General features: G+C 46.4%; 25 protein-coding genes. 14 read left to right on the top strand and 11 right to left on the bottom strand.

Going from position 1 to position 26,226, the window contains the following annotated elements; genetic code table 11:
• Window positions 1-8: 8 nt before the first annotated feature.
• Window positions 9-1,187, bottom strand: coding sequence for a thiolase family protein (locus R8269_RS02315; RefSeq protein WP_017820337.1), 1,179 nt, complete (start codon window positions 1,185-1,187; stop codon window positions 9-11).
• 209 nt (window positions 1,188-1,396) lie between these two features.
• Between R8269_RS02315 and R8269_RS02310 the strand changes: the two genes are divergently transcribed.
• From R8269_RS02310 to R8269_RS02280, 7 genes are all read left to right on the top strand, one after another.
• On the top strand, window positions 1,397-1,783 hold the full coding sequence (locus tag R8269_RS02310; RefSeq protein WP_005373242.1) for a MerR family transcriptional regulator: 387 nt from the start codon (window positions 1,397-1,399) through the stop codon (window positions 1,781-1,783).
• Between the two features lie 45 nt (window positions 1,784-1,828).
• A complete protein-coding gene (locus tag R8269_RS02305) occupies window positions 1,829-2,998 on the top strand; it encodes an isovaleryl-CoA dehydrogenase (RefSeq protein WP_005373245.1) in 1,170 nt (389 codons plus the stop codon).
• A 114-nt stretch (window positions 2,999-3,112) separates the two neighbouring features.
• The gene (locus tag R8269_RS02300; protein ID WP_017820338.1) at window positions 3,113-4,720 is read left to right on the top strand and encodes a carboxyl transferase domain-containing protein; all 1,608 of its coding nucleotides are present in this window, start codon (window positions 3,113-3,115) and stop codon (window positions 4,718-4,720) included.
• 93 nt (window positions 4,721-4,813) lie between these two features.
• On the top strand, window positions 4,814-5,596 hold the full coding sequence (locus R8269_RS02295) for an enoyl-CoA hydratase-related protein (protein ID WP_017820339.1): 783 nt from the start codon (window positions 4,814-4,816) through the stop codon (window positions 5,594-5,596).
• Entirely contained in the window at window positions 5,589-7,637 is a 2,049-nt protein-coding gene (locus R8269_RS02290; RefSeq protein ID WP_258477101.1) for an acetyl/propionyl/methylcrotonyl-CoA carboxylase subunit alpha, read from the top strand. The genes R8269_RS02295 and R8269_RS02290 overlap by 8 nt, the downstream gene beginning before the upstream one ends.
• On the top strand, window positions 7,618-8,520 hold the full coding sequence (locus tag R8269_RS02285) for a hydroxymethylglutaryl-CoA lyase (RefSeq protein ID WP_017820341.1): 903 nt from the start codon (window positions 7,618-7,620) through the stop codon (window positions 8,518-8,520). Before R8269_RS02290 ends, R8269_RS02285 begins: the two co-directional genes overlap by 20 nt.
• A 175-nt stretch (window positions 8,521-8,695) precedes the next feature.
• Entirely contained in the window at window positions 8,696-9,016 is a 321-nt protein-coding gene (locus tag R8269_RS02280; protein ID WP_017820342.1) for a DUF1840 domain-containing protein, read from the top strand.
• Window positions 9,017-9,114: 98 nt separating this feature from the next.
• Here R8269_RS02280 and R8269_RS02275 read toward each other — a convergent pair whose 3' ends face one another.
• Complete coding sequence (locus R8269_RS02275; RefSeq protein WP_005373258.1) at window positions 9,115-9,981, bottom strand: mechanosensitive ion channel family protein; 867 nt, start codon at window positions 9,979-9,981, stop codon at window positions 9,115-9,117.
• A gap of 330 nt (window positions 9,982-10,311) precedes the next feature.
• Here R8269_RS02275 and R8269_RS02270 point away from each other — a divergent pair, with 330 nt between their 5' ends.
• Window positions 10,312-10,860 carry a sugar O-acetyltransferase gene (locus R8269_RS02270; RefSeq protein ID WP_017820343.1) on the top strand — a complete coding sequence of 183 codons (549 nt, stop codon included), beginning with the start codon at window positions 10,312-10,314 and terminating at the stop codon, window positions 10,858-10,860.
• Between the two features lie 10 nt (window positions 10,861-10,870).
• Here the strand turns inward: R8269_RS02270 and R8269_RS02265 are convergent, their stop codons facing one another.
• Entirely contained in the window at window positions 10,871-12,286 is a 1,416-nt protein-coding gene (locus R8269_RS02265) for a PLP-dependent aminotransferase family protein (protein ID WP_215810347.1), read from the bottom strand.
• Between the two features lie 154 nt (window positions 12,287-12,440).
• Here R8269_RS02265 and R8269_RS02260 point away from each other — a divergent pair, with 154 nt between their 5' ends.
• From R8269_RS02260 to R8269_RS02250, 3 genes are read left to right on the top strand one after another with little or no spacing between them, the layout of a single operon-like run.
• A complete protein-coding gene (locus tag R8269_RS02260; RefSeq protein WP_017633681.1) occupies window positions 12,441-13,805 on the top strand; it encodes a cytochrome ubiquinol oxidase subunit I in 1,365 nt (454 codons plus the stop codon).
• Between the two features lie 28 nt (window positions 13,806-13,833).
• Window positions 13,834-14,841, top strand: a complete 1,008-nt coding sequence (gene cydB, locus R8269_RS02255; protein WP_047101326.1) for a cytochrome d ubiquinol oxidase subunit II — start codon at window positions 13,834-13,836, stop codon at window positions 14,839-14,841.
• A gap of 20 nt (window positions 14,842-14,861) precedes the next feature.
• The gene (locus R8269_RS02250; protein ID WP_074190543.1) at window positions 14,862-14,990 is read left to right on the top strand and encodes a DUF2474 domain-containing protein; all 129 of its coding nucleotides are present in this window, start codon (window positions 14,862-14,864) and stop codon (window positions 14,988-14,990) included.
• 133 nt (window positions 14,991-15,123) lie between these two features.
• On the opposite strand, the gene R8269_RS02245 is transcribed toward R8269_RS02250, so the two are convergent.
• The 3 genes from R8269_RS02245 to R8269_RS02235 form a co-directional block, all read right to left on the bottom strand.
• Entirely contained in the window at window positions 15,124-15,630 is a 507-nt protein-coding gene (locus tag R8269_RS02245) for a hypothetical protein (RefSeq protein ID WP_020480907.1), read from the bottom strand.
• Window positions 15,623-16,348, bottom strand: a complete 726-nt coding sequence (hxpB, locus tag R8269_RS02240; RefSeq protein WP_017820347.1) for a hexitol phosphatase HxpB — start codon at window positions 16,346-16,348, stop codon at window positions 15,623-15,625. Before hxpB ends, R8269_RS02245 begins: the two co-directional genes overlap by 8 nt.
• Window positions 16,349-16,477: 129 nt before the next feature.
• On the bottom strand, window positions 16,478-17,359 hold the full coding sequence (locus tag R8269_RS02235) for a LysR family transcriptional regulator (RefSeq protein ID WP_017820348.1): 882 nt from the start codon (window positions 17,357-17,359) through the stop codon (window positions 16,478-16,480).
• A 97-nt stretch (window positions 17,360-17,456) separates the two neighbouring features.
• On the opposite strand from R8269_RS02235, the gene budA reads away from it, so the two are divergent.
• From budA to R8269_RS02220, 3 genes are read left to right on the top strand one after another with little or no spacing between them, the layout of a single operon-like run.
• Window positions 17,457-18,242, top strand: a complete 786-nt coding sequence (gene budA, locus R8269_RS02230) for an acetolactate decarboxylase (protein ID WP_017820349.1) — start codon at window positions 17,457-17,459, stop codon at window positions 18,240-18,242.
• Between the two features lie 29 nt (window positions 18,243-18,271).
• Entirely contained in the window at window positions 18,272-19,975 is a 1,704-nt protein-coding gene (gene alsS, locus R8269_RS02225; RefSeq protein WP_258477112.1) for an acetolactate synthase AlsS, read from the top strand.
• Window positions 19,972-20,730: an SDR family NAD(P)-dependent oxidoreductase gene (locus R8269_RS02220; protein ID WP_017820351.1), complete on the top strand. Its 759-nt coding sequence runs from the start codon at window positions 19,972-19,974 to the stop codon at window positions 20,728-20,730. Before alsS ends, R8269_RS02220 begins: the two co-directional genes overlap by 4 nt.
• Window positions 20,731-21,018: 288 nt before the next feature.
• Here the strand turns inward: R8269_RS02220 and R8269_RS02215 are convergent, their stop codons facing one another.
• The 5 genes from R8269_RS02215 to R8269_RS02195 all read right to left on the bottom strand — a co-directional run bounded on the left by R8269_RS02215 (window position 21,019) and on the right by R8269_RS02195 (window position 26,223).
• Window positions 21,019-21,615, bottom strand: a complete 597-nt coding sequence (locus R8269_RS02215; protein ID WP_017820352.1) for a methyltransferase domain-containing protein — start codon at window positions 21,613-21,615, stop codon at window positions 21,019-21,021.
• A gap of 136 nt (window positions 21,616-21,751) precedes the next feature.
• Complete coding sequence (locus R8269_RS02210; RefSeq protein WP_017820353.1) at window positions 21,752-22,954, bottom strand: phenylacetate--CoA ligase family protein; 1,203 nt, start codon at window positions 22,952-22,954, stop codon at window positions 21,752-21,754.
• A gap of 9 nt (window positions 22,955-22,963) precedes the next feature.
• Window positions 22,964-23,785: an ABC transporter ATP-binding protein gene (locus tag R8269_RS02205; protein ID WP_005373283.1), complete on the bottom strand. Its 822-nt coding sequence runs from the start codon at window positions 23,783-23,785 to the stop codon at window positions 22,964-22,966.
• 80 nt (window positions 23,786-23,865) lie between these two features.
• On the bottom strand, window positions 23,866-25,110 hold the full coding sequence (locus R8269_RS02200) for an ABC transporter substrate-binding protein (RefSeq protein WP_005373285.1): 1,245 nt from the start codon (window positions 25,108-25,110) through the stop codon (window positions 23,866-23,868).
• A gap of 45 nt (window positions 25,111-25,155) precedes the next feature.
• Entirely contained in the window at window positions 25,156-26,223 is a 1,068-nt protein-coding gene (locus R8269_RS02195) for a branched-chain amino acid ABC transporter permease (RefSeq protein WP_005382737.1), read from the bottom strand.
• Window positions 26,224-26,226 lie beyond the last annotated feature (3 nt).

Raw genomic sequence — 26,226 nt, 5'->3', positions numbered from 1 at the left:
AGAGTGATTTAGCAGATTTCAATCGCGATAGCGGTAGCTTCGCCGCCGCCAATACAAAGCGATGCAACGCCACGCTTACCACCAGTTTGTTTTAGCGCATGAATCAAAGTGACAAGGATTCGATTGCCACTTGCGCCTATTGGATGCCCCAGCGCACAAGCCCCTCCGCGAGGGTTCACTTTGCTCTCGTCCAGTTCGAGAGCTTTCACCGCGTATTGAGTCACGACAGCAAAAGCTTCATTGATTTCCCAAAGGTCCACGTCTGATTTGTCCCAGCCCGTTTTTTCCAGCAGCGATTCAATCGCGAAGACTGGTGCGATGGTGAACTCATCAGGCTGTCTTGCATGCGTGCTGTACGCGACAATTTTGGCTAGAGGCTGAAGGTTTTCCTGACGACCAAACTCACTATCGACTAAGATCATTGCCGACGCACCATCCGAAATGGAACTAGAGTTTGCTGCGGTTACCCCGCCATCTTTGGCAAACGCAGGGCGTAAGGTAGGAATTTTAGTGACGTCGAGTTTGCTCGGTTGCTCATCATCTACAACCAAGGTTTCGCCGCGTCGACTTTTTACGTTAACGGGCACGATCTCTTCTTTGAACAAACCTTGTTCGATTGCTTGCTGCGCACGAGTCACCGACTGCTGCGCCCAGGCATCCATACTTTCACGGCTGAACTGATACTTTTGCGCCGTCTGTTCTGCAAAGACACCCATCAGCTCGCCTTGGTAGGCATCCTGCAAACCGTCATAAAACATATGATCAAGCACTTGCTCGTGACCTAAACGGAAACCATCACGCGCTTTCTTTAATAGATAAGGAGAAGACGACATGTTTTCCATGCCACCAGCGATGACAGCATGCGCATTACCAGATTGAATAAGGTTATATGCCAGCATCACGGTTTTCATACCCGATCCACAAACTTTGTTCAGTGTCGTACAACCAATCGATTGTGGCATTTCAGCTTTAAGGCTTGCTTGTCTTGCAGGCGCTTGCCCCACACCAGCGGGTAAAACGCACCCCATCAACACTTCGTCTATTTTGTGCACATCGAGTTGGCTTTCGGCTAGCGCCCCTTGAATGGCTTTCGCACCGAGTTCCGTGACATCTGTTGAAGCTAATGCACCTTGAAAAGAGCCGATAGGCGTTCGCTTAGCGGCAACAATCCATGTTTCATTTTTCATTCCATTAACCTTTTGTTGACGTTTACGTCATAACTATACTAACATTTACGTTAACGTCAAGTTTGAGGTTATTGTTTGTTCGAGTGATTCTTTGATTTCGAGTAAATGCGAGTGATATCAAGGCTCAAGAGTGGATGTTGTTTGTTTACTTTAACGTTAACGAATTGTATATTCATGTAAATGTTATACGAAAGTCGTAAGGTTAAGGAATGAACACATTTAAGATCAGCGAGCTCGCGAAAGAGTTCGACATTACTACTCGAAGCATTCGCTTCTACGAAGATTTAGGTCTCCTAACTCCAGAACGTAAAGGCAACACTCGAATCTACAATGGTCGTGATCGAATTCGACTAAAACTGATTTTGCGAGGTAAGCGATTGGGCTTTTCTCTTGCAGATATCAAAGAGTTATTTGAACTCTACGATACCGATCAAAGTACTGAGCAGTTGAACTATATGATTCGGTTGATCGAAGAGAAGAAGGCAGCATTGCAACAGCAAGCAAACGACATTCAAGCGGTAATGATGGAGTTAAATGCTGCGCAGTTGCGATGCCAAAACACACTGAGATCCATGAAAGGCGAAAAAGTCACCTAACACCTCAACTCTGGGATGTAGGTGACGTAAAGGCAAGGACACGCAATGAAATCTACCTACTCTTCCCTGAACTTTGTTTATGACGAAAATACCGATTTGCTTCGCGAGCAAATCAATAGTTTTGCTGCAAGAGAAATTGCGCCGCTAGCGCAATCTATCGACCAAACTAACGACTTTCCAAACCATCTTTGGTCCAAATTAGGTGACATGGGTCTTTTAGGTGTGACCACCAGCGAAGAGTTTGGTGGTGCAGGCATGGGCTATCTCGCCCACGTTATCGCTATGGAAGAAATCAGCCGAGCATCCGCTTCGGTTGCGTTAAGTTACGGCGCTCACTCCAACCTTTGCGTCAACCAAATCCACCGTAACGGTACACAAGCGCAAAAAGAGAAATACCTACCTAAGCTCATCTCCGGTGAACATATCGGCGCCCTTGCTATGAGTGAACCCGGCGCCGGCTCTGATGTGGTCTCTATGCAGCTTAAAGCCGAACGTAAAGGCGATATTTTCCTATTAAATGGCAACAAAATGTGGATCACCAACGGCCCTGATGCACACACCTATGTTGTCTACGCAAAAACCGACCCAAGCCAGCACTCCAAAGGCATCACGGCATTTATTGTGGAACGCGGATTCCCTGGATTTACTCAAGCCCAAAAACTCGACAAGTTGGGCATGCGCGGCTCGAATACGTGTGAGCTGGTCTTCCAAAACTGCGAAGTCCCTGCGGAAAATATTCTCGGCGAAGAAAACCAAGGCGTGAAAGTATTGATGAGCGGCCTCGACTACGAACGTGTGGTGCTTGCAGGCGGCCCACTTGGCATCATGCAGGCGTGTATGGATATCGTTGTGCCTTACATTCACGACCGTAAACAGTTCGGTAAATCCATCGGTGAATTCCAGCTAGTTCAAGCAAAAATCGCGGATATGTACACACAAATGAATGCCGCTAAAGCGTATGTTTACGCCGTCGCTGCCGCTTGTGATCGCGGTGAAACCACACGTAAAGATTCTGCTGGCGCGATCCTCTACAGCGCAGAGCTGGCAACCAAGATGGCACTGGATGCGATTCAACTACTTGGCGGTAACGGCTACATCAACGAGTTTGATACGGGCCGTTTGTTGCGAGATGCCAAGCTGTATGAAATCGGTGCGGGCACTTCAGAAATTCGCCGCATGCTTATTGGTCGCGAATTGTTTAACGAAAGCGCCTAATCAACATACCTAGGCGTTCTGAATCTAAATAAATTCCTTATTCAACCTAAATCTTATTCAACATAGATAAAGGCGGGTGGTGTCACCCGTCTACCGAATGGAGATCGGCTATTTATGGCTTGTTTGACGACCAATATTAATACCCATTCAGAGCAGTATCAGGAAAACTACCGCTCTATGGCGTCACTTGTAGATCAACTTTATACCGTGACTGCCCAAATAGAAGATGGTGGCGGTGAGAAAGCCCGCGAGCATCAGCAGAAGAAAGGCAAACTTCCGGTACGTGAGCGCATTCTTGCCCTACTCGACCCTGGTTCGTCCTTTCTAGAAATTGGTCAATTTGCTGGCTGGGATGTGTATCCAGATTACGTTCCATGTGCTGGAGTGGTTGCAGGTGTGGGTGTGATTGACGGCACTGAGTGCATGATCGTCGCGAACGACGTGACGGTAAAAGGCGGCAGTTACTACCCACTCACCGTGAAAAAGCACTTAAGAGCACAAGAAATTGCAGAAAAATGCCAACTGCCGTGTGTTTACTTAGTCGACTCTGGCGGCGCTAACCTACCCCGCCAAGATGAGGTATTCCCAGATAAAGACCATTTTGGCCGTATTTTCTACAACCAAGCCCGTATGTCGGCCAAAGGCATTCCACAAATTGCGGTGGTCATGGGGCTATGTACCGCTGGCGGCGCTTATGTTCCTGCCATGTGTGACGTATCCATCATAGTCAAAGAACAAGGCACGATTTTCTTGGCAGGTCCACCTCTTGTAAAAGCAGCGACTGGTGAAGAAGTCAGCGCGGAAGATCTTGGTGGCGCAGACGTTCACTGTCGCACTTCTGGCGTGGCCGATTATTATGCAGAAAACGATCACCACGCATTAGAACTGGCAAGACAAGCCGTATCTCAAATCAACCACTTAAAACCCGTTCAACTCAAGCAAAAAACGCCACAGGATCCACGTTTTCCTGCCCAAGAGCTGTACGGTATCGTCGGTACTGATCTTAAAAAGCCGTTTGATGTTAAAGAGGTCATTGCCCGAATTGTTGATGATTCCCAGTTCGATGAATTTAAAGCCTTGTTCGGCGAAACCTTGGTCTGTGGCTTTGCCCATATTCACGGTATGCCGATTGGCATTGTCGCTAACAACGGCATTCTATTTTCGGAATCAGCACAAAAAGGCGCGCATTTTATTGAGCTGTGCGCACAACGCAAAATTCCTCTGCTTTTCTTGCAGAATATAACGGGCTTTATGGTCGGTCAGAAGTACGAAGCCGAAGGCATCGCCAAACATGGTGCGAAAATGGTAACTGCTGTTGCGTGTGCAGACGTGCCGAAGTTTACCGTAGTGATTGGTGGATCGTATGGCGCAGGGAACTACGGCATGTGTGGCCGCGCTTATGATCCAACCATGATGTGGATGTGGCCAAACGCGCGCATCTCCGTCATGGGTGGAGAGCAAGCGGCTGGCGTGATGGCGCAAGTGACCCGCGATATCAAAACTCGCAAAGGTGAAAGCTGGAGCGTAGAGGAAGAAGAAGCGTTCAAACGTCCAATTGCGGAGCAATATCAGACTCAAAGCCATGCATACTACGCCAGTGCTCGTTTGTGGGACGACGGCATTATTGACCCTGCGAAAACCCGTGATGTTGTCGGCATTGGTCTGTCTGCTGCGCTTAATGCGTCGATACCAGACAGCAAATTTGGCATCTTCCGTATGTAGTCGGATGCAAGGCAAATCTTAACTCCTCGCAAATACCGATGTTCGTAAAGTATATGGTTAGCGAGTATTGGAATATCAGACAAAGGAAGTCACATGACCGGACTACTGCTTGAAAAAGACAGCAATGGCGTTGCCTGGTTGAGCCTGAATCGGCCAGAAAAACACAACGCGTTTAATGATGAATTAATTGCTTCACTTATCGAAACCTTGGAAAAACTTGAGAGAGACGACTCTCTACGTGCATTGGTACTAACGGCGCAAGGGAAACACTTTTCTGCGGGAGCAGATCTGGGCTGGATGCAGTCAATGGCAACCAAAACCGAGGGTGAAAACCTGCAAGATGCACAGCAACTAGCAAAACTTTTGCATACGCTGGATACCTTTAGCAAACCGACTATTGCTATGGTGCATGGCGCTGCATTTGGCGGCGCACTTGGGCTTATCTGCTGCTGCGATATCGCTATTGGTACACCTGAAAGCCGCTTCTGTTTGAGTGAAGTGAAGCTCGGTTTGTTACCCGCCACCATCGGACCTTACGTAATCCGAGCGATTGGACAACGACAAAGCCGACGCTACTTTTTAACCGCGGAACTGATTGATGCCGAAACCGCGCTATCGATGAGTATTCTTCATCAGATAGACGCTCAACCACGTGAAGCCGTCAATCGCACCATTGATCACCTGCTCAACAACGGTCCACAAGCCATGCAGGCTGCAAAAGCACTTTGTTTACGCTGTGATAACCAACCTATCGATCATTCATTAATTGAATACACCAGCCAAGCTATTGCAACCGCTCGCGTGTCCAGTGAAGGACAAGAAGGACTAGCTGCATTTTTTGAAAAGCGCGCCGCCAATTGGAGGAATCATGTTTAAAAGAATACTGATCGCAAACCGCGGTGAAATTGCCTGCCGAATCATTAAAACCGCAAAAAGCATGGCTATAGAGACGGTAGCCGTCTATTCCGAAGCGGATCGCAGCAGCTTACATGTTAAACAAGCGGATTTCGCTGAATTCATTGGCCCCGCTCCGGCGAGTGAATCGTATCTCGATATCGATGCGATTATCGGCGCTGCGAAAAAATGGCAAGCCGATGCTATCCACCCTGGGTATGGTTTTCTTTCCGAGAACCCGAAACTGGCGAAAGCGTGCAGCGAAAATGGCATTGTTTTTATTGGCCCTTCCACCAGCGCAATTGAAGCAATGGGTTCGAAGTCGCAAGCCAAAGCCATCATGTCTGAGGCGAACGTGCCCTTGGTTCCGGGCTATCACGGCACAGACAACAACGTAGAGCACTTATTAGCGGAAGCTGAAAAAATCGGTTACCCAGTGATGCTTAAAGCAACCCAAGGGGGTGGCGGTAAAGGCATGCGAGTGGTCAATAGCGCAGCCGAAATTCCTCTGGCCATCGACGGTGCGCAGCGTGAAGCACTTTCAAGCTTTGGCGATAAGCAGCTTCTAATCGAAAAATGCATATTGCAGCCTCGCCACGTTGAAGTTCAGGTATTTGCTGACCAATATGGCAACTGTGTCTATCTTTCTGATCGCGATTGCTCCATTCAACGCCGTCACCAAAAAGTAGTCGAAGAAGCACCAGCTCCCGGTCTTAGTGATGCACTGCGTAAACAAATGGGTGAAGCTGCGGTTCAGGCCGCTCAAGCGATCGACTATGTTGGCGCTGGCACGGTGGAGTTCTTACTCGATAGCCGAGGTCAATTCTACTTCATGGAGATGAATACCCGTCTGCAAGTTGAACACCCTGTCACTGAATTGATCACCGGCGTTGATTTGGTGGAGTGGCAATTCAAAGTCGCAGCTGGCGAGCATTTACCTATTTCGCAATCTGAAATCACCCACAACGGTCATTCAATTGAGCTGCGAATTTACGCAGAAGATACAGACAATGACTTTATGCCGTCGACTGGCCGCATTGACTACTTAAAAGAACCCGTATCAGACAGTAATGTGCGCCTAGCGTGCGTACGCGTTGATAGTGGTGTTACCCAAGGCGATAGCATCAGCGAATATTACGATCCAATGATCAGCAAACTGATCGTCTGGGGGCAAACTCGTGATATCGCGCTAAAGCAGCTTAAGCAGGCGTTAACTCAATATCACGTACGTGGAGTAACGACAAACATTGGTTATCTGCACAGCATTATTTCGCAGCCAACCTTTGCCGAGATTGAGCTCGATACAGGTTTCCTCGTAACACATCAACAAGGCATAAATGAGCAGCAAGACGTGTCGGATTCAATCTGGCTTACATTGGCGGCGGTTGCTCGTTGGAATGATCTCATTTCAAAATCAGACAGCTCAACGTTACCCGCGCCAACCAAACGAGGTTTTAGACTGTCAGTTGACAACGTTTACCGATTTAACTTCACGGATGCCAAAGCCAACCATCAGGCACGTTTGCAACAATCATCGCAAGATACAGGATCTCACTTCACTGTCCGATGTGGTGAGGAGCTGCATCAAGTCATCCTGCTTGAAAGTGGCAACCAGTTTATCGTCGATATTGATAATGTGCGTTACACCTTTAATGCACTTAGCGATGAGCAACAGACAACACTGTTTTATCTTGGCCAGCAACGCACGTTTGCTCATCAACCTAACTTTGACTCTGCAAAAGATATTGACGATGAACTAAGTCCAACCGCACCACTCAACGGCATAATTTCAGCAGTTATGGTGGCTAAAGGTGACGAAGTGGCGGCGGGCGATCCGCTTTTGGTACTCGAAGCAATGAAAATGGAATACACCATCACGGCTCCGGTAGCAGCAAAAGTCGACGAATTGTTTTATCAGCACGGGGACCAAGTACAGCACGGTTCCATCCTGCTGAATTTGGCTTTGATATCGGATAACGTCAGTGAAGATAAGGAGCGCGAATATGCTACCAGCGAAGGTTAATATCGTCGAAGTCGGCGCTCGTGATGGTCTGCAAAATGAAACGTCAGTGACGCTGGTTGATAAAATCCGTTTGATTAACCAACTAAGCAGCAGTGGCTTAAAGCATATTGAGGCGGGATCTTTCGTCTCTCCAAGGTGGGTGCCTCAAATGGCCGATTCCGATCAGGTGTTTGCTGGTATCTCAAAAAAGCCTGACGTGGTTTATAGCGCTCTCACACCAAATCTCGCAGGGTTAGAACGTGCGCTGGAAAGCGGTGTAAAGCAAATTGCGGTATTTGGCTCCGCTTCAGAAACGTTCAGCCAGAAGAACATCAACTGCAGCATTACCGAAAGTCTCGCTCGATTTGAGCCCGTTATCGAATTGGCGAACCAGCACAACATTCCTGTACGCGGGTACTTGTCTTGTACCATGGTGTGTCCATATGAGGGAGTAATCAAGCCAGAGCAAACTACCAAGGTCGCCAATACGTTGTTTGATATGGGATGTTATGAGATTTCGCTCGGTGATACTGTCGGTAAGGCAACACCTAATCGCGTTATCGCCATGCTGGATTCGTTGTTAACGCTACTGCCAAAAGACGCGCTCGCAGTACATTTTCATGACACTTATGGACAAGCATTAGCCAATATCTATCAAGCCTTGTTAATGGGCATCAACACCATTGATAGCGCAGTAGCGGGGCTCGGCGGCTGCCCTTACGCGAAAGGAGCCAGTGGCAATGTTGCAACGGAAGATGTACTTTATCTGTGTGAGCAACTTGGGATTGAAACAGGCGTTGACCTTGGCGTCATCAATGAAGCGGGTTGGCAAATTTGCCGTGCGTTAGGAAAGTCTCCTGCTTCTAGGGTCGCATTGGCTCTAGGCGATCCGTATAGCTTGTAAATCATCAACTATCATAATCAAATAATGTATTTAAACGGGCATGCAGACGTACGTGCCCGTTTTTTATTGTTACTCATAAAAACCTTAACGCTCAACGGTCTTCATCACATTAATTAGTGCCTGATTTCAGCTACAATTTAGTTTCAAAGCGAACGTATAAAACAGGATCAGGTAAATGCTCATAACATTTCGTTGTCGAAGCCACTCAAACGTCACAATGTTTGGTGATATTGCATTAGATATGCTCAAAATGATGGGTCACAGCGGCACTGTGCCGGGATCAATTTCCGCTCAAGATGTTCCTAACGCGCTATCAAGGTTAACTTCTGCTCTATCTGCGAAAAATGCAGCTGAAGAAAACCTCCCTACTGATGTAGACGAAGAGGAAGAACAAGCAGAGCCCGCGGTAAGCCTAGGACGCAGAGCTTTTCCACTGATTGAGTTGCTAAAATCAGCAATCAAAGAAGAATGCGAAGTCATGTGGGACAACCAATAACGCCTTCAAACTGGTTTCTAGCGAGGTGAATCCGTGTTGTGACCGCCTCGCTATGGTTACTCGACACCAAGATAAGAACACCAATACCGCTTATCGCCCTATCCGTTTCTCTCCCTAGACAACTTGATTTGCCCATCAATGTGCACATCTCGTTGTGGAAACGCGATTTCAATGCCGTGCTTTTCGAAAGCTTCGTAGATTTCAAAACGCATGGCACTTGCGACCGAGCGAATACCGCCCTCAACCGTTGAGTTAATCCAAAAATAAGATTCGAAGATCAAAGCATTGTCACCAAAGTCTTGAAAAAACACATCTGGCGCTGGCGAACTCAGAACTTGCGCTTGCTGCGAAGTCACTTCCGCCATTAAGGCAGCAACCTGTTTGACATCGCTCCCATACGCGACACCGACGACGACAGAGCCACGAACTAATCTGTCGCATAACGTCCAGTTGATCACCACGTTCTCAATCAACTGACTGTTGGGTATGAGCATATGAACACCATCGGTTCGTCTGATTCTCGTTGAGCGTGTATTTATTTGCTCGACAGTGCCTTTGGCGCCCTCAACCTCTAAAAAGTCCCCAATTCGGATTGGCTTTTCACCAATCAAAATCCAGCCACTTATGAAGTTGTTAATGATGTTTTGCGCACCAAAACCGAAGCCGATAGCGATGGCACCAGACAGAAAGGCAAACGCGGTAATTGGCACATTTATCATCGAAAGTGTGGTCATAAAAATAATGGCGAGAGCGATGACAAATAATATCCGTTTAACCAAATGAATCACGTTTGGGTCTTTCCCCGATGAAGACATTCTTGACGTAACGGTTTTGATCAAAATTTTGGATAACCATAAAGCGACAATGACCCATGTCGGCACCATCAATATCGCCCACAACGTGATAGGTTGTTCGTTAAAGGTAAACAGTGTTGTTTCTAAAAATGAAATGACCCGTTCGAACATAAAGTGCTCACTCTTGATTCATCGTTATCAGCAAGCCAGAGCGCATAAGTCTTATATTTTTAGCCCAATCGATAGCGCAGCGGCTCAATTAAGTTCTTCCTATTAACTATATTGTAATCTACGTAAAACGCTTCGAGTGGTTTCCCACTTTTTCAACCGATTAAGCCATTTAGGGAATACGTCTTTGTGAACTAAACGAGCCAATCAACCAACTGGATACGCAAGGTAAATCAGTGATAACTTTCTGATTTTTAAGCATCAAATTTTCACTTCGAATCACTCTCACCTATTATGCACCTTATTGCAAATAACATTGATGGAATGATTGTTATGTCAGAACTGACTCGGATGCGCTCTGGAGAAGCCTATAATTGTCTGGATGAAGAACTAAAGCTAATGCGCGCCAAAACTGCGCAGCTTGTCTTCCAATTTAACCACGAGCCAAACCCAGATATCCGTAGACAACTATTGGCGGAAATGGGCGTCCAATTAAAAAACAGCGCCTGTATAGAGCCACCGCTACAACTTACCTACGGTTGTCACTTGTCCATCGGAGAAAACACCTACATCAACTGGGATGCCATTATTCTGGACAATGGGCAGGTTGAGGTTGGCGCGAACGTCATGATTGGGCCTAGAGTGCAAATTTACACAGCCGCTCATTCACTCGATACACAAAGACGCTTAGCCGGAGATGAGATCGCCAAACCGGTAACAATTGGCAATAACGTTTGGATTGGTGGGGGCGCAATCATACTGCCGGGCGTGACCATTGGCGATGAGGCCGTCGTTGGCGCTGGCTCTGTCGTAACCAAAGACGTTGCGCCGGGCGATCGAGTCGTTGGAAATCCGGCGCGCTCCATTAAACCAAAAAACTGAAATAAAGTCGCTATTTCGCCAAATGATCGCGAATAATATTAGCAAGCAGATTGAGAGCATGAACATATTTGCCATTGAGCTCAAAAGAAGCGTTAAGACGAATACAGTGATCGTATTGTTCTGTCAGGCTGAACATCTTTCCCGGTGCGATGCTGATATTATCTTTTAGCGCTTCTCGATATATCTGCAAGGCGTCAATATGCTTGGGGAGCTCTAACCAAATAAAGTACCCGCCGCTTTGGCTTAACACGTTGACTGTTTCAGGTAACAGCTCACTGAGCAGACCCGTCATCTTACTTTTACGTTCAAACAGCTTTTTCCGTAACTGCTTCAAATGCGATTCATAATTGCGGCTTGTTAAATAGTGCACCAATGTCATTTGCACTGGTGCACTCGTCGCTAATGTACTCATTAACTGTAACTTTTGTACCTCTAGCGCCCGCTTTCCCGCCGCAACCCAACCAATACGTAGCCCTGCGATTAATGATTTTGAAAACGAGGAGCACAACATGGTATTACCCGTGTCATCAAACATTCTTAGTGGGTAAACCGAGTCATTCTCGGCATGCAGTTCGCTGTACACATCATCTTCAATTACTGGCACGTTATATCGCTGTGTCAGTTCAATCAGCTTTTGTTTTTTCTCGTTGGAGAGCGTAAAACCCAGAGGATTCTGGAAGTTCGACATCAGCCAGCACGCTTTCACATCATGCGTTTGCAGCGCTCGTTCCAATGAGTCTAGGTCAATGCCCGTGACTGGGTCTGTTCTTACTGAGAGCGCTTTCAAACCTAACCGCTCTAAGGATTGCAAAGCGCCATAGAATGCAGGCGACTCCACAACCACCCAATCTCCCGGTCTTGTACAAGCTTGCAAACTGAGCGTTAACGCCTCCAGCGCGCCTGCCGTAATGACAATTTCATCGGGTGAAATTTCAATGCCTTTCGCAGCATAACGCTTCGCGATGATGGTGCGTAATTGTTCATTTCCCGGCGGTAAGTTATCAAAGGTGGTGGAAATCGGCATATTGCGAGCGGCTGCGCTCATCGCCCGATTCACGTGATAGCGTGGGTACAAGCTTGGGTCTGGATAGGCAAAGCCAAAATTGATCATGGATGGATTTTTACTCGCCTGCAGAACATCAAAGATAAACTCATTGATGTCTACCTGCTCTGTCCACGAAACCGCGGCTGGCGCTTGGGGTTCATTTGAGCTCTTAATATTGGGCGCGACTCGATAACCAGATCGCGGCTGTGACGTTACCCAGCCTTGAGATTCCAGAATTTGATAGGCATGCAACACCGTCATCAAGCTTAAACCCGAGTGTTCAGATTGGCGACGCAGCGAAGGCAGCTTGTCACCCGGATGCCATATCCCCGATTTTATCTGCCTTTTAAGCTGTTCCACTAACTCTTGATACTTCGCCAAACGCAAATCCCCTTCCCTAAAGCCGAATTCAAAATAATAACACTTCAATATTTAATCTGTTATAGGTTTATAGTCACTGTCTGTACCTACTTCCCTCATTCCGCTCCTCTTAAAATAGCTCTCTCATAAAACTTAAAAGATCAAAGGAAGTTTAATGTTTGGCCTCGACGCATTTATGCTTGCACGGATACAGTTCGCCTTTACGGTATCCTTTCATATTATTTTCCCCGCTATCACCATAGGTTTGGCCACCTATCTCGCCGTGCTGGAAGGCTTATGGCTAAAAACACGCAATCCCGATTACCAAAAGCTCTATCACTTCTGGTCGAAAATTTTTGCGGTTAACTTTGGAATGGGTGTTGTATCTGGTCTTGTCATGGCCTATCAATTCGGCACCAACTGGAGTGGTTTCTCCGACTTCGCTGGTTCTATCACTGGCCCATTACTGACTTATGAAGTGTTAACGGCTTTCTTTCTCGAAGCCGGATTTCTTGGCGTAATGCTGTTTGGGTGGCGTCGCGTCGGCGAAAAGCTGCACTTTTTTGCAACCTCGATGGTGGCGTTAGGCACGATCATTTCGACGTTCTGGATTCTCGCCTCCAACAGTTGGATGCAAACGCCACAAGGCTATGAAATTGTCGACGGACGTGTGGTGCCAACTGACTGGTTTGCTATCGTTTTCAATCCTTCATTTCCTTATCGTTTGGCGCACATGAGCGTCGCAGCTTTTGTCAGTTCAGCACTCTTTGTAGGCGCGTCAGCCGCTTGGCATTTATTGAGAGGCAATCAATCGACTTCGGTAAAAACCATGTTTTCGATGTCGCTCGGGATCTTAGTGTTCCTTGCGCCACTCCAAGCCGTGATTGGCGATGTGCACGGGCTAAACACCTTGGAATACCAGCCCGCCAAAATCGCCGCCATCGAAGGACATTGGGATAACAGCGATGGCAAACCAACCCCATTGATATTGTTCGGCATGCCAAACATGGAACAAGAACGCACAGACTATGCCTTAGAAATTCCTGTTTTAGGAAGTTTGATCCTACGCCACAGTTTAACTGAGCCAATCCCGGCGCTGAAAGACTTCCCGAAAGAGGAACGACCGAACTCACCTATCGTCTTTTGGTCATTTCGAATCATGGTCGGGCTAGGACTTCTGATGATTTTTCAGAGCTTCTACAGCATATGGTTACGAAAAAAGAACACGCTTTATACCTCGCGTTGGTTCCTCAAGTTTTCATTGTTTATGGGGCCATCTGGTCTTATCGCAATACTCGCTGGCTGGTTTACGACAGAGGTTGGTCGGCAACCTTGGGTCGTGTATGGCGTACAAAAAACGCGTGATGCGGTTTCTGCACACGGAGACCTACAAATGAGCATCAGCCTGCTGTGTTTCCTTGTTGTATACAGCTTGGTGTTTGGTTTTGGGTATTACTACATGATCCACCAAATCAAGAAAGGCCCCGATGCAATCGAACACGATGAGCACGACATGACGACCGTTTCAGGTCGCATTTAGAATTTGTCACAAAGTGAAGGTAGAAAATATGCATTTTGATTTATCCGTGATTTGGTTCGCGATCATCGTTTTTGCCACTTTGATGTACATCATCATGGATGGCTTCGATTTGGGTATTGGAATACTGATGCCCTTCATCAAGGATGAAAAACAAAAAGACGTCATGGTCAACAGTGTCGCGCCAGTTTGGGATGGCAACGAAACTTGGATTGTGCTTGGAGGCGCATCTCTATTTGGCGCTTTTCCGATGGCTTACGCGGTGATTATTGAAGCGCTAACCATCCCTTTAACGTTGATGTTGATTGCTTTGATCTTTCGTGGAGTCGCATTTGAGTTTCGCTTTAAAGCATTGGAAAACCACTTAAAGTTCTGGGATCGCTCTTTTATGGTCGGCTCGATTTTAACCACGTTTTTCCAAGGCATCGTTGTTGGCGCGGTAATTCAAGGCTTTGCGGTGGAAAACCGCGTCTTCGTAGGTAGCCAACTCGACTGGCTCAGCCCTTTTCCCATCTTCTGTGGTTTGGGTTTAGTCGCAACGTACGCGCTGCTTGGTAGCACATGGCTCATCATGAAGACGGAAGGTGAACTGCAAAACACGATGCACCGCTTCACTAACAAAACACTACTGGCGATGATCTCCGCATTAGTCATTGTGAGCGCTTGGACTCCACTTGCTTACCCTGCCATTGCGGAAAGATGGTTTTCTCTGCCTAATTTGTTCTACTTACTGCCCGTACCTGTCATTACTGGGCTCGTATGTTTGAAGATTGCCGACTCCGTTAAAAAGCGTAAAGAGCGCAGCCCTTTCGTGATGGCGTTAGTGATCGTGATTCTCGGGTTCGCTGGGCTTGGCATCAGTATCTGGCCAAATATCATTCCTCCTAGCATATCAATATGGGAAGCAGCGGCTCCTGCAAGCAGTCAGCGCTTTATGCTCGTTGGAGCAGTGATCATCATCCCGATCATTCTGGCTTACACCTTTTGGAGTTACTACGTCTTCTCCGGAAAAGTAAAAGAAGGCGAAGCGTACCATTAACGAGTTGATAAGGAGTGAGTATGAAAATCAAAAATTGGTGCCGCCAATGGGCTTGGATGATTGGAATATGGGTCGTTAGCGTCGCTGCATTAGGGTTAGTGTCTATGTTATTTCGCGTCATGATGACCGCTGCAGGGTTAAAATCTTAGCTCGGCACTTTTAAGTCAATAAAAAATGGATGCCTCTAGATCTTGTGTAAGAGCTAGAGGCGTTGAACCTAATACTCAATCTTAATGAAAAAGCCAAGCGTTAAGAATCTACTCAAAACATTCTTTCATAAGTCTACATTGCCTGAAGTCGTTCATGCATGCTTACGAGATCAAAAGGTTCAAGCTTTTTCGCAATGCTCAGTAATGCTTCCTTTTTATCTTGCGGTAAACTTTGAAACTTCGACTCTAAACGTAAATCCACTTTGCTAAAAAGTAGCTTTCTAATTTGACTAGCTTTTGCCTTTGATAATTGCAATCCATCATTATCGGAGGTTTCAATTATCATGATAATTCTTGCTAAATCACTGAATTCATCATCAGAGCATAAATAAAGTGATTGTTTGTATAAATAGCCAACCGAAATTTCAAAATCAATATTAAGCGCTTGAATCTGACCGACAATGTTTTCACTCATATCATTTTGAGAAGCAGAGTTGATACAATCATCAAATCGCCTTTCAAATGTAACAAATCGATTATTGAGCTCGTCCAACATAGTCGTATCTTTTGCGAATGATTCTATAGGTAAAACCAATAAGAACATTGGCAGTAGGTATTTTTTCAGCGACCGACTATTCACAATCAAGTCCTTCTTCTAAAAAACTTTCATGCGGTGTTGGTGCAATTGTTTCTTTCAAATTCAAGTCCATTAAACTCGCCAAATGGCTTTCATTAAACTCTGATAGCTTTTGCAGCTTTAGACTGGCTTCATTAAACTCTTGGTAGAACTTATCAGGTTGAGGTATCACGACTGTTTTTATGTTTGCTCGTGTTGCCGCAAGCATACCCGAATAAGAGTCTTCAAAGGCAATACAGTTACTTGAATTTACACCTAGTTTATTGATTGTTAAAAGGTAGACATCTGGCTCTGGCTTACCCTGCTCTACATCGTCTGACGATGATATCGCGTCAAAGTAACTGGCAATACCGAGTTTGTTCAAAATGATGGGAATGAGTTGATAAGGTGAATTAGTAGACAACCCTATCTTAAACCCTTTTTCCTTAAGCAATTTGAGTGTTTCTGTAACACCCTCTAATTCGCATCCTTTTTCAATTATTAATGCCTCCACTTTATCCACAACAGCATTCTCTACTTCCTCTAGGCTCTTTTCTTGCCAAGGATTACGTTCATACCAAAACCTTGTTACTTCACCTGTCGTCATAGTTGCAGTCTGCTTTGACAGCACTTCGGTCACTTGGACACCAACTGATGAAAACACCTGCTTTTCCGCTTCCTTCCACAAAGGTTCTGAATCAATCAGCAACCCGTCCATATCAAAGACCGCAGCGTATATCATTGGTACATCCTCAGTAAGTTCTATTCGTTGAGTAAGATTTGTCTATTCAACCAAAGCATAGCTTTGCATATAACGAGTGAGAGTATCACATTTGCCTGTGGCTATCAGAGCCAGTTCGATGACTCATCTTTAAGCCTCAACATGACCGATGTGCATGGCTACTTTTAGCGCTTGTTTATTGAGATTAGATGCCTCCCAAGCAACAACAACACGACTAGTGAGAGGGATATCCTCAATCTCGGCGACTGTCGCGGAATCATCGAGATGTTCAGCCAGTGAGCGCGGAACGAGAGCAATACCTAACCCGGCCTGCGCCATGGCAATCGTCGTACGAAGTTGCGGTGCTGCGAACTGTGGTTCGAGCCTTACTCCTGCGTCGGCAAAAAGTGTACTCATGCCATCAAACAATGCGGGTCCAGTCTCTCGTGGAAACAGTAAAATTTTATGGCCTCTCAACTGTTTCATCTGGATACAGGGATACTTTGCCAGTTCGTGGCCCGCCGGAATCACCGCGACAAACGGGTCGTTAAACAACACCTTGTGCTCAAAAGGCTCACTGGCGTAACAGGGTAGCCGCATGATTGCGAGATCAAGTTGTTTGCTTTTTAACTGAGTGGCAAGCTCTGGCATTGACAGTTCCGCCGTCTGTAAATGAACCCCATTCTCTTGAATACGCCCAATCCTCTCCAATACCTTAATGCAGGTTGATGTTGACGTCGCGAACCCAATTTTAACCTGCGTATTTTCACCACGGGCAATCTGTCGGGCTTTTGCTTTAGCGCGTTCCACATCAGCAAGAATATTTACCGCATCCGTATAAAAGACTTGCCCTGCATGGGTCAGTTCTACTCCTCTAGACAAGCGCTTAAATAAGTCCACGCCAAGCTCGTGCTCTAGCTTTTTGATTTGTTGACTCAAAGGAGGTTGCGCAATCCCTAACCGTTCAGCTGCTCGGGTAAAGTGACGAGTCTCGGCGACCGCGACAAAATACTTCAGGTAGCGAAATTCCATATATTTTCCATATCAAAATAAATCTTTTTTATATTGGATTTAGCACCGTGTAGAAGTCAATCTAAATATACTCTTCATTGCATAACTGGTCTTACTCATGCGTGGATTTTATAACCCTCTATGCGCTTGTTCGCTTGAAGTAGCGAAAGAATTTTCTGAATACCATCACGTTACCGGAGATGGTGAGATTTATCAGACTTCGTTAATGAGTGCTTTGATCGCTGGTGTTTACGAAGGCTCGACAACCATAGAAGAACTGCTGAAACATGGGGATTTTGGTTTAGGTACGTTCAATGAATTGGATGGTGAGTTGATTGCTTTTGATAAGGAAGTTTTTCAACTCAAGTCGGATGGCTCCGCAAACCCGGCAGACCTAGAGCAAAAAACGCCCTTTGCTGTCATGACTTTTTTTAAGCCTGATATCGAGCTGCCATTGACATCGCGCATGTCACGTCATGAAGTCCATAGCCTCATAGACGACCTGGTTCCAAGCGATAACCTATTTTGCGCAGTGCGCATTGATGGTGTTTTCGATTCAGTTCGTACTCGTACCGTACCTAAACAAACACGCCCTTATCGACCAATGCTTGAAGTGGTCAAAGAACAACCAACATTCCGCTTCACGCATAAGCAAGGCGTGGTCGCCGGCTTTCGCAGTCCTAAATATACGACTGGCATCAATGTACCCGGCTATCACGAACATTTTATTACCGATGACCGCCAAGGAGGTGGTCATATCCAGGATTACAGCATTTCGTCAGGATTTCTCCAGATTGGCAAAGTCTCACGGCTAGTGATTGATACCCCAGTATCGACAGACTTCCTCAACGCCAATTTGGCTCCGGAAGATATAAATACCGCCATAGAAAAGGCGGAAAAGTAACAAAGTCAGGCAAATAATAAGGACAACAAATGCAATCCAAACCTTCAAATAAAAATGGAGCTCAGTTGATCGCTCAACAGCTAGAGTCTCTCGGCATTAAGTACATTTTCGGTATTCCCGGTGCAAAAATCGATCGACTGTTCGATGCGATTGAAGACACTAACATCCAAATGATTCCGGTACGCCACGAGGCTAACGGCGCATTTATGGCGGGCGTTATGGGAAGACTAACCGGCAAAGCAGGCGTCACAATGGTTACGTCAGGCCCTGGCTGTGGAAATCTAGTTACGGGGGTGGCAACAGCAAACTCCGAAGGCGATCCGCTGATTGCTATCGGTGGTGCGGTGAAACGAACTGACCAGCAAAAACAAACACACCAGAGCATGGATACCGTCAGTATTTTTCGCTCTATAACTAAGTTCAGTGCTGAAGTGCAGCATGTGGACGCCGCAAGCGAGATCATGGCGAACGCATTTCGTATCGCAGAGTCAGGTCGTCCTGGGGCTTGCTTTTTGAGTCTCCCCCAAGATGTTTTATCCGAGCAAACCCAAACGGACATTATTGTCCCCTCGCCTTACACACAGCCTGGTTGCGCAGACATCGTAGCAATCGAAGAAGCGGTCAGTCGAATCAGTAAAGCAAAGCGCTGTGTGGTTTTACTTGGCCTTCACGCGAGCCGCAGTCAAAACGCTGCTGCTATCGCCCGATTTCTTCAAAATACGCAGCTACCCGTTGTCGGCACTTACCAGGCCGCCGGCACGGTAGACATCAATTACTATCATCACTTTGCTGGGCGTGTCGGTTTGTTTAATAACCAACCTGGCGATGTTTTACTGCGGGACGCCGATTTAATTCTCACCATCGGCTTTAGCCCAATAGAGTATGACCCTGAGCTTTGGAACAGCCACCGCAACCCAGTGATTCACCTCGATATTGAACCAGCAGAATACCAACTTAATTATCAACCTTGTGTTGAAATCGTCGGAAACATTGCGCAGTCATTAGATAAAATGGGCAGCTATATCTCTGAATATGCTCGCCTTTCCCCAACGGCACTTTCAATACTGGAAGAGGTAGCACTGCAACGGCAAGTGATCAAGGCTTATCCCAAAGTCTATAACAAGCAAGGGTTTCATCCACTGGCGCTAATTAAAGCCATGCAATCTATCATCACACCAGATACCACGCTATGCCTTGATATGGGGAGCTTCCACATCTGGATCGCTCGTTACTTAAGCTGTTTTCGAGCTCGCCAAATGCTGGTGTCTAACGGCCAACAAACGATGGGCGTTGCACTGCCATGGGCCATTGGTGCCAGCCTACTAAAACCTGGTAGCAAAGTGGTATCGATATCAGGAGACGGCGGTTTTATGCAATCGAGCATGGAGTTAGAAACCGCGGTTAGACTGAACTGCAATATCGTCCATATTGTGTGGGTTGATAACGCCTACAACATGGTAGAAATGCAAGAGATCAACAAATATCAGCGCTGCTCTGGTGTGAAATTTGGACCAATTGATTTCAAGGCCTACGCCGAGTCATTTGGCGCGAAAGGCTTCGCAGTGACTAGTCAACACGAATTGCTACCGACATTGAATAAAGCCATGGACGCTGAAGGACCAGCAGTGGTGGCTATCCCCGTAGATTACAGCGACAACGACAAACTGATGTTGCCGCGCACAGAGAAAAATCAAGATCCCGTTTTTGTAAGTTTCGAAGGAGAAATCGCATGAGAGGATTAAAAAATAAAGTCGCACTCGTCACTGGTTCTGCCAATGGCATTGGTTTGGCCATCGCAAAACGTTTGTATGAAGAAGGCGCAAACGTCGCTCTTGCCGATTGGAATGAAGAGCAGTTGGCAAACGCCGTTGAGGGCTTTGATAAACAGCGTGTGTCTGCGCATTCTATTGATGTTTCTGACCCAGAAAAAGTCGCAGCACTGATTTCTGATGTTGTTACCCGTTTCGGTAAACTGGATATTTTAGTAAACAATGCTGGCGTACATGTCCCTGGTTCCGTGATTGAAGGTAGTGTGGAAGACTGGAAGAAGATCTCTGGTGTAAACATTGACGGCGTCGTTTATTGCGCGAAGTTTGCTTTGCCTGAACTCTTAAAAACGAAAGGTTGTATGGTAAATACCGCGTCCGTTTCCGGTTTGGGTGGTGACTGGGGTGCCGCATTCTATTGCGCGAGTAAAGGTGCAGTGGTGAACCTTACCCGAGCGATGGCATTGGACCATGGTGCGGATGGGGTAAGAATTAACGCCGTATGCCCAAGTTTAGTAAAAACCAACATGACAAACGGCTGGCCGCAGGACATCCGCGATAAATTCAATGAGCGCATTGCGCTTGGCCGAGCAGCCGAACCTGAAGAAATTGCGTCTGTCGTGACTTTCTTGGCAAGTGATGACGCATCTTTCATTAATGGCGTAAACCTACCTGTAGACGGCGGTGCCACCGCATCAGATGGTCAACCTAAAATAGTATAAGCATGAAATAGACAGATCAGTAAGAGACGTTCTACTACCTTTCGGATCGATGCTGATCTGTCGCTTTACGCTCTGAGCACACAACCCATGCCAGCAATAAACTCAACCACTCAACCGCTGTTAGAGATATCTCAACAACTTAAACCAGCAACGAGAAATTAATGTTTCACACAAACCGACAAACTATGTGAGCATTCCATCAGGTATAGAGTGAAGACTTATGTATCAGCGATTCACAAAGAACCAGACAGTTTCCGCGAATACTTTCTAAAGAAGTCTCAGTGACGACTAACGTTTCTGCCACACCATCCATTGCTCTCTGCCTTTAAAAACCTCAACACTGTTTACCACCACTGAGGATTCCACAAGTTCAAACGTGGGCTCTAGAAAAGATGCCAGTTCCCCACTTCTCAAACAAAATGGAGGGAAGCGTGATAGGTAATTATCATCAATGACGAAAAAACCAATTAGAAAACCTCCGCTTGGCAATAATTTATCCACCATAGCAAAGTATTCTGACCACATGTCTCTTGGTAGTGCTGCGAGAAAGGCCCGCTCGTAAATGACATCAAACGAGTGAGAAAAATCGGCATTAAATACATCACCCAATACGACTTTATCTTTGTAGTTACCTAACGCTGATTGCGCCATTTTTACCGCTTCTTGGCTGTAATCCATCGCGATCACGTCATGCCCATATTGAATAAAAGTGCTCAGTTCATAAGCGGCACCACACCCAGGAATAAACACTGACTGGCCTACATGAAGTGAATTGTCGAGATAGTCCTTGAGTTCTTGAGGTGTCGATTGGGCATCCCAAGGCATAGTGCCTCGGATAAACAAATCATCCCAGAATTGTGTGTTAATCATTGGTGCCTGTTTCATTTACCCGCTCCCTGATTGCGGTAGTAAAAAATAAAGGGATACGCAGCGCAATGTGGTATCCCTTTTCTAGCCTTTTGTCTGACGTTGTTAGTTTTTTATGACAACCACTTTCTACTGCACTTATGCCACCAATGAGTTAACTGCGAAGATCATTGATTAACGGCTGCTCCACTTGGTTCGGTACAAACTGGACATTGCCTTTCAGTTTAGTGACTGACTGTAGTGTTGCTTGAATGTCCTCTGCTGATACATGCACATCATGACAACAAAAAGTAATGGCATCGTTGAAGCCATCGCGCTCAATTTTCAAGGAGCCTTTAATATCGTGGCGACGACAGACTTCTTGGATTTGATGCGGATAAACAAACAGCCCTTTTACTTTCACCGCGGAGTCTGCTCGTCCCATCCAGCCCTTAATTCGTGCATTCGTGCGTGAAGAATCAGAACTTGTCTCTAGATATGCCGATAAATCTCCCGTTGCGTAGCGAATCAGCGGGAACTTCTCATCGAACGACGTTACAACGACTTCACCGACTTCTCCCGGTTGTACAGGAACACCATCAGGATCAACGATTTCAACAATAATATCTTCGGCAATCACTAATCCTTGTTCACCAGACACTTGATAAGCAATCAAACCAAGCTCTGCACTTGCGTAGGCTTGAAAGACTGCAATGCCTTTTTCCTCAAACATCTGTTGCATGCCTGCTGTAACCGCTTCACCAGAGACCAGAGCTTTCTCAAAGCTAGGCAGCTCATTGTATTTCTCTTGGTACTTTTGTAGCAACGTCAGCAAATAAGAAGGTGTGCCAGTGTAACCATTAGGTTGAAGCTGTTTAATTGCCTCTATTTGCGCTTCGGTATTGCCTACTCCAGCCGGAAATACCGCACAGCCACAAGCCCTTGCGCCACCATCCATAATAAATCCGCCAGGAGAGAAATGGTAAGAGAGCGTGTTATGCACTAAATCACCCGCACAGAACCCAGCAGCGTGAAACGCGCGCCCCATACGCCAGAAATCGGCCTCATCCGTTTGAGCCTCATATAAAGGCCCAGGAGACTGAAAAACACGCGCCATTTGACCAATGGCAACGCTATTTAAGCCACCAAACGGCGGTTTAAGTTGCTGCTGATTAGGTACATTGAACTTACGTGTAATCGGGAACTGAGCAAGCCCTTCACGATTGTTTGCCAATGTAGGCTCTAACCCAGAAAAATGCGCCGCGTAATGTTCGCTATTGACTTTCGAATTTTCAATCAACGTTGGCAGACGTTGAAACAACGACTCTTCTCGCGCCTGTAGAGACAACGATTCTTTCGCATCAAATAGTTCGTTCATCCTTGCTCCTTACAACCAACGCTTACGACGTTTGTAAGATTTCAGATTCTTAAAGCTCTTGCGATCTTCATCGCCGCCGCCAAGGTAGAATTCTTTTACGTCTTCATTGTTTAGCAATTCGTGCTTGCTGCCATCTAGTACGATTTTGCCTGATTCCATGATGTAACCGTAATCGGCCGCTTGAAGAGCGAAGTTGGCATTCTGTTCAACCAAAAGCATGGTAATACCTTGCTCTTTGTTGATCTTGTTAATAATGCTGAATACTTCTTTAACTAGCAGTGGAGAAAGCCCCATAGACGGTTCGTCCAACAAAATCATCTTCGGTCGAGCCATTAACGCTCGGCCAATCGCTAACATTTGTTGCTCACCGCCAGACAAATAGCCCGCCAGGCCAGTGCGCTCTTTGAGTCGCGGGAAATAGTCAAACACCATTTCGATGTCTTGTTCAACTTCGTTGTCAGTGCGTGTATAAGCGCCTAAGCGAAGATTTTCTATTACCGTCATATCTTCAACAATTCGGCGCCCTTCCATAACTTGGAAGATGCCCGAACGGACGATCTCTTCCGGGCTTTTGTTGTCTATACGCTCGCCCATGAAGTTGATTTCGCCGCGCGTCACTTCACCATCTTCGGTTTTCAATAAACCAGAAATGGCTTTCAACGTTGTGGATTTACCCGCACCGTTGGCCCCCAGTAAGGTCACAATCTGCCCTTTTGGAACTTCTAAACTCACACCGCGAAGTACTAGTATTACTTCGTCGTAGACGACTTCAATGTTGTTCACTGAAAGCAGTATTTCTGCCGGTTCGATATTCGTTGCTAATTCAGCCATCAAGCTACTCCTTGCTAGGGTGAGAGTGTTCTCTCACCCATCCTTATTTTCAGTAAGCTTTGTTATTAATAAGTCGTAGATTAGTAACCTAGCCAATCGTCACGACGTGACAATGTCACCTGTGATACTTTCTTGATATCAACTGCGCCGCCATCGTTGTTGCCCATAAAGACGTTCACGGTTGTTGTGCCTCGGTGATCTTCCGGTTTCCAGTTCGCAGGGACACAAACACCTTCTAAGCCTTGTGGTACCCAGTTGTCATGGACATACATGCCCTTCTTGATGTTTTCACCTGTGATACCACCGTTGTCTTTCGCCCACTCCATTGCTTCTTTCATATAGAACGCAGAACAAATACCGCGAATGTAATGGTGAGTTCTGAATTCGCCCGGCTCTGATTCAGACTGCTTAGAAATCTCACGGACCAGTTTCATGCCTTCATTATCATCTCCCCAAAACGCTGTCATACCTGGGAAAACGTAATCTTTAAGGCCATCGCCTGCTGCTTCAAGCACTGGCTTATCGCCGCCCCAAATGTTTGCCATGTACTGGAACTCTGTCCCAACCGTGTTACAAGACTTCACTAGTGAGATAACCGAGCTACCGATATTAGCAATGTAACCGTAGTTGGTGCCTGACTCTTTCAGCGACAAACATTGCGCTTTGAAGTCCCCTGGTTTTAGTGACACAACGACTGGGTTTTGCACATCAAAACCAAGTTCTTTGGCGTACTCTGCACACGCTTCTTTTGGCGCATTCGGGAATGGATGGTTATCGCCAATGTGCGTAAATTTCGGCGCACCTTGATTGCCCTTAGATTCCCAATCTTCTTTCGCCCACTTAACTAGCGCACGACACGCATCTGAGTACGACGCACCATAAAAGAAGTTATAAGGCGCTGGTTTCGCGGTTTTTGGGTTTTTGCCAGTTGGGTCAGTTAAGTGACCAGAGTAAGAAGCAGAGAACACCGGCACTTTGTCTTTGGTAACAAACGAAATAAGTGCTTCGGTATCCGCCGTACCCCAACCTTGCAGCGCAACCATGTCTTTACGCGCCACCCAACGTTTATAGTTAGAAATCGCCACTGGTACTTTGTACGCCATGTCTACTGTTTCAAATTCGAGCTCGGTACCGTTAATGCCACCGTTTTGGTTAATCCAACGCAATGCGTCTCGCACGCCAGAACCATAAGGCTTGCTCACATAAGCCGTTGGTCCAGAAAAGTCGACTAATTGCCCGACAAACACAGAATCTTTTGCCCAAGTTGCGGTAGTAAACAGTGCAGATGACAGCACCAACGTTGTCGCTAAATGTCCTTTGTTCATAACTCGTTGTCCTTGTTATTGAGGTATATTCCACTTAATTCCACGTTAATATGAGAACGGATAATGTTTCCAATATGCTCGAATCTGTTGCCAGCGATGCGATAATCCTTGAGGTTCGAAAATGAGGAACAGCATGATGACTAAACCAATCGCCATCTCTTTGAAGTAAGCCAGACCATCAGTGAAAGCGGTGGTATCACCAAACGCTGAAAGCCCCGTTACGCCAAACTCTAAAACTTCAGGCAGCAATACGATAAATATCGTCCCCATCAGCGTACCTTTGACTGAGCCTAAGCCACCAATGATGATCATTGCCAAGAACTGGATAGACATCATGATGGTGAAGCCTTCTGCTGATACAAACCCTAGATAATGTCCGTAGAGTGCACCCCCGATGCCCGCATAGAATGCACACACTCCAAATGAGAGCAGACGATACTTGGTTAGGTTGATGCCCATGATCTCTGCTGACAGATAGTGATCTCGTACTGAGACAAACGCGCGACCGTCACGAGAACGGATTAAGTTTGATGCCCACATATACATGAAGATCAGCGCAAACAGAGCGATGTAGAAGAAGCTTTCGTCAGTCGTAAACTCAAAACCAAACAAATTAATTGGGTTCGCGCTTGCACCGTATGAGCCGCCACTGAACCAATCTGCGCGAGCAAAGAAGTCCTCTAAAATAAACTGCGCCGCCAACGTTGCGATAGCTAGATATAAACCTTTAATTCGAGCCGCTGGCAGACCAAACAGCATCCCCACAATCATGGTTAAGTAACCCGCAAGCGGAATCGCAAACACGACTGGAATGTTAAACTGGTTATTTAACCAAGCCGATGCAAAGGCGCCAAAACCAAAGAACGCACCGTGACCTAGCGAAATTTGTCCGGTAAAACCAACCAGAATGTTTAAGCCCAATGCCGCGATACCGAGGTATGCAATCTGAATAAACAGGTTTAGGAAGTAAATATCCAAGACCAGCGGTGCTGCCAGCATGGCGATGACACCTGCAATCGCAAGGCTTCTGATGGTTTTGGTTTCAAAAATTGGCGTATCGCTTTTGTATGTGGTTCGAAAATCCCCACATGGGCGCATGCTAAGTTGAGCCATGTT

The organism is Vibrio sp. Vb0667 (assembly GCF_033391095.1).
The sequence above is the reverse complement of the archived record's forward strand: the minus strand, read 5'-3'. Positions and strand labels throughout refer to the sequence as shown.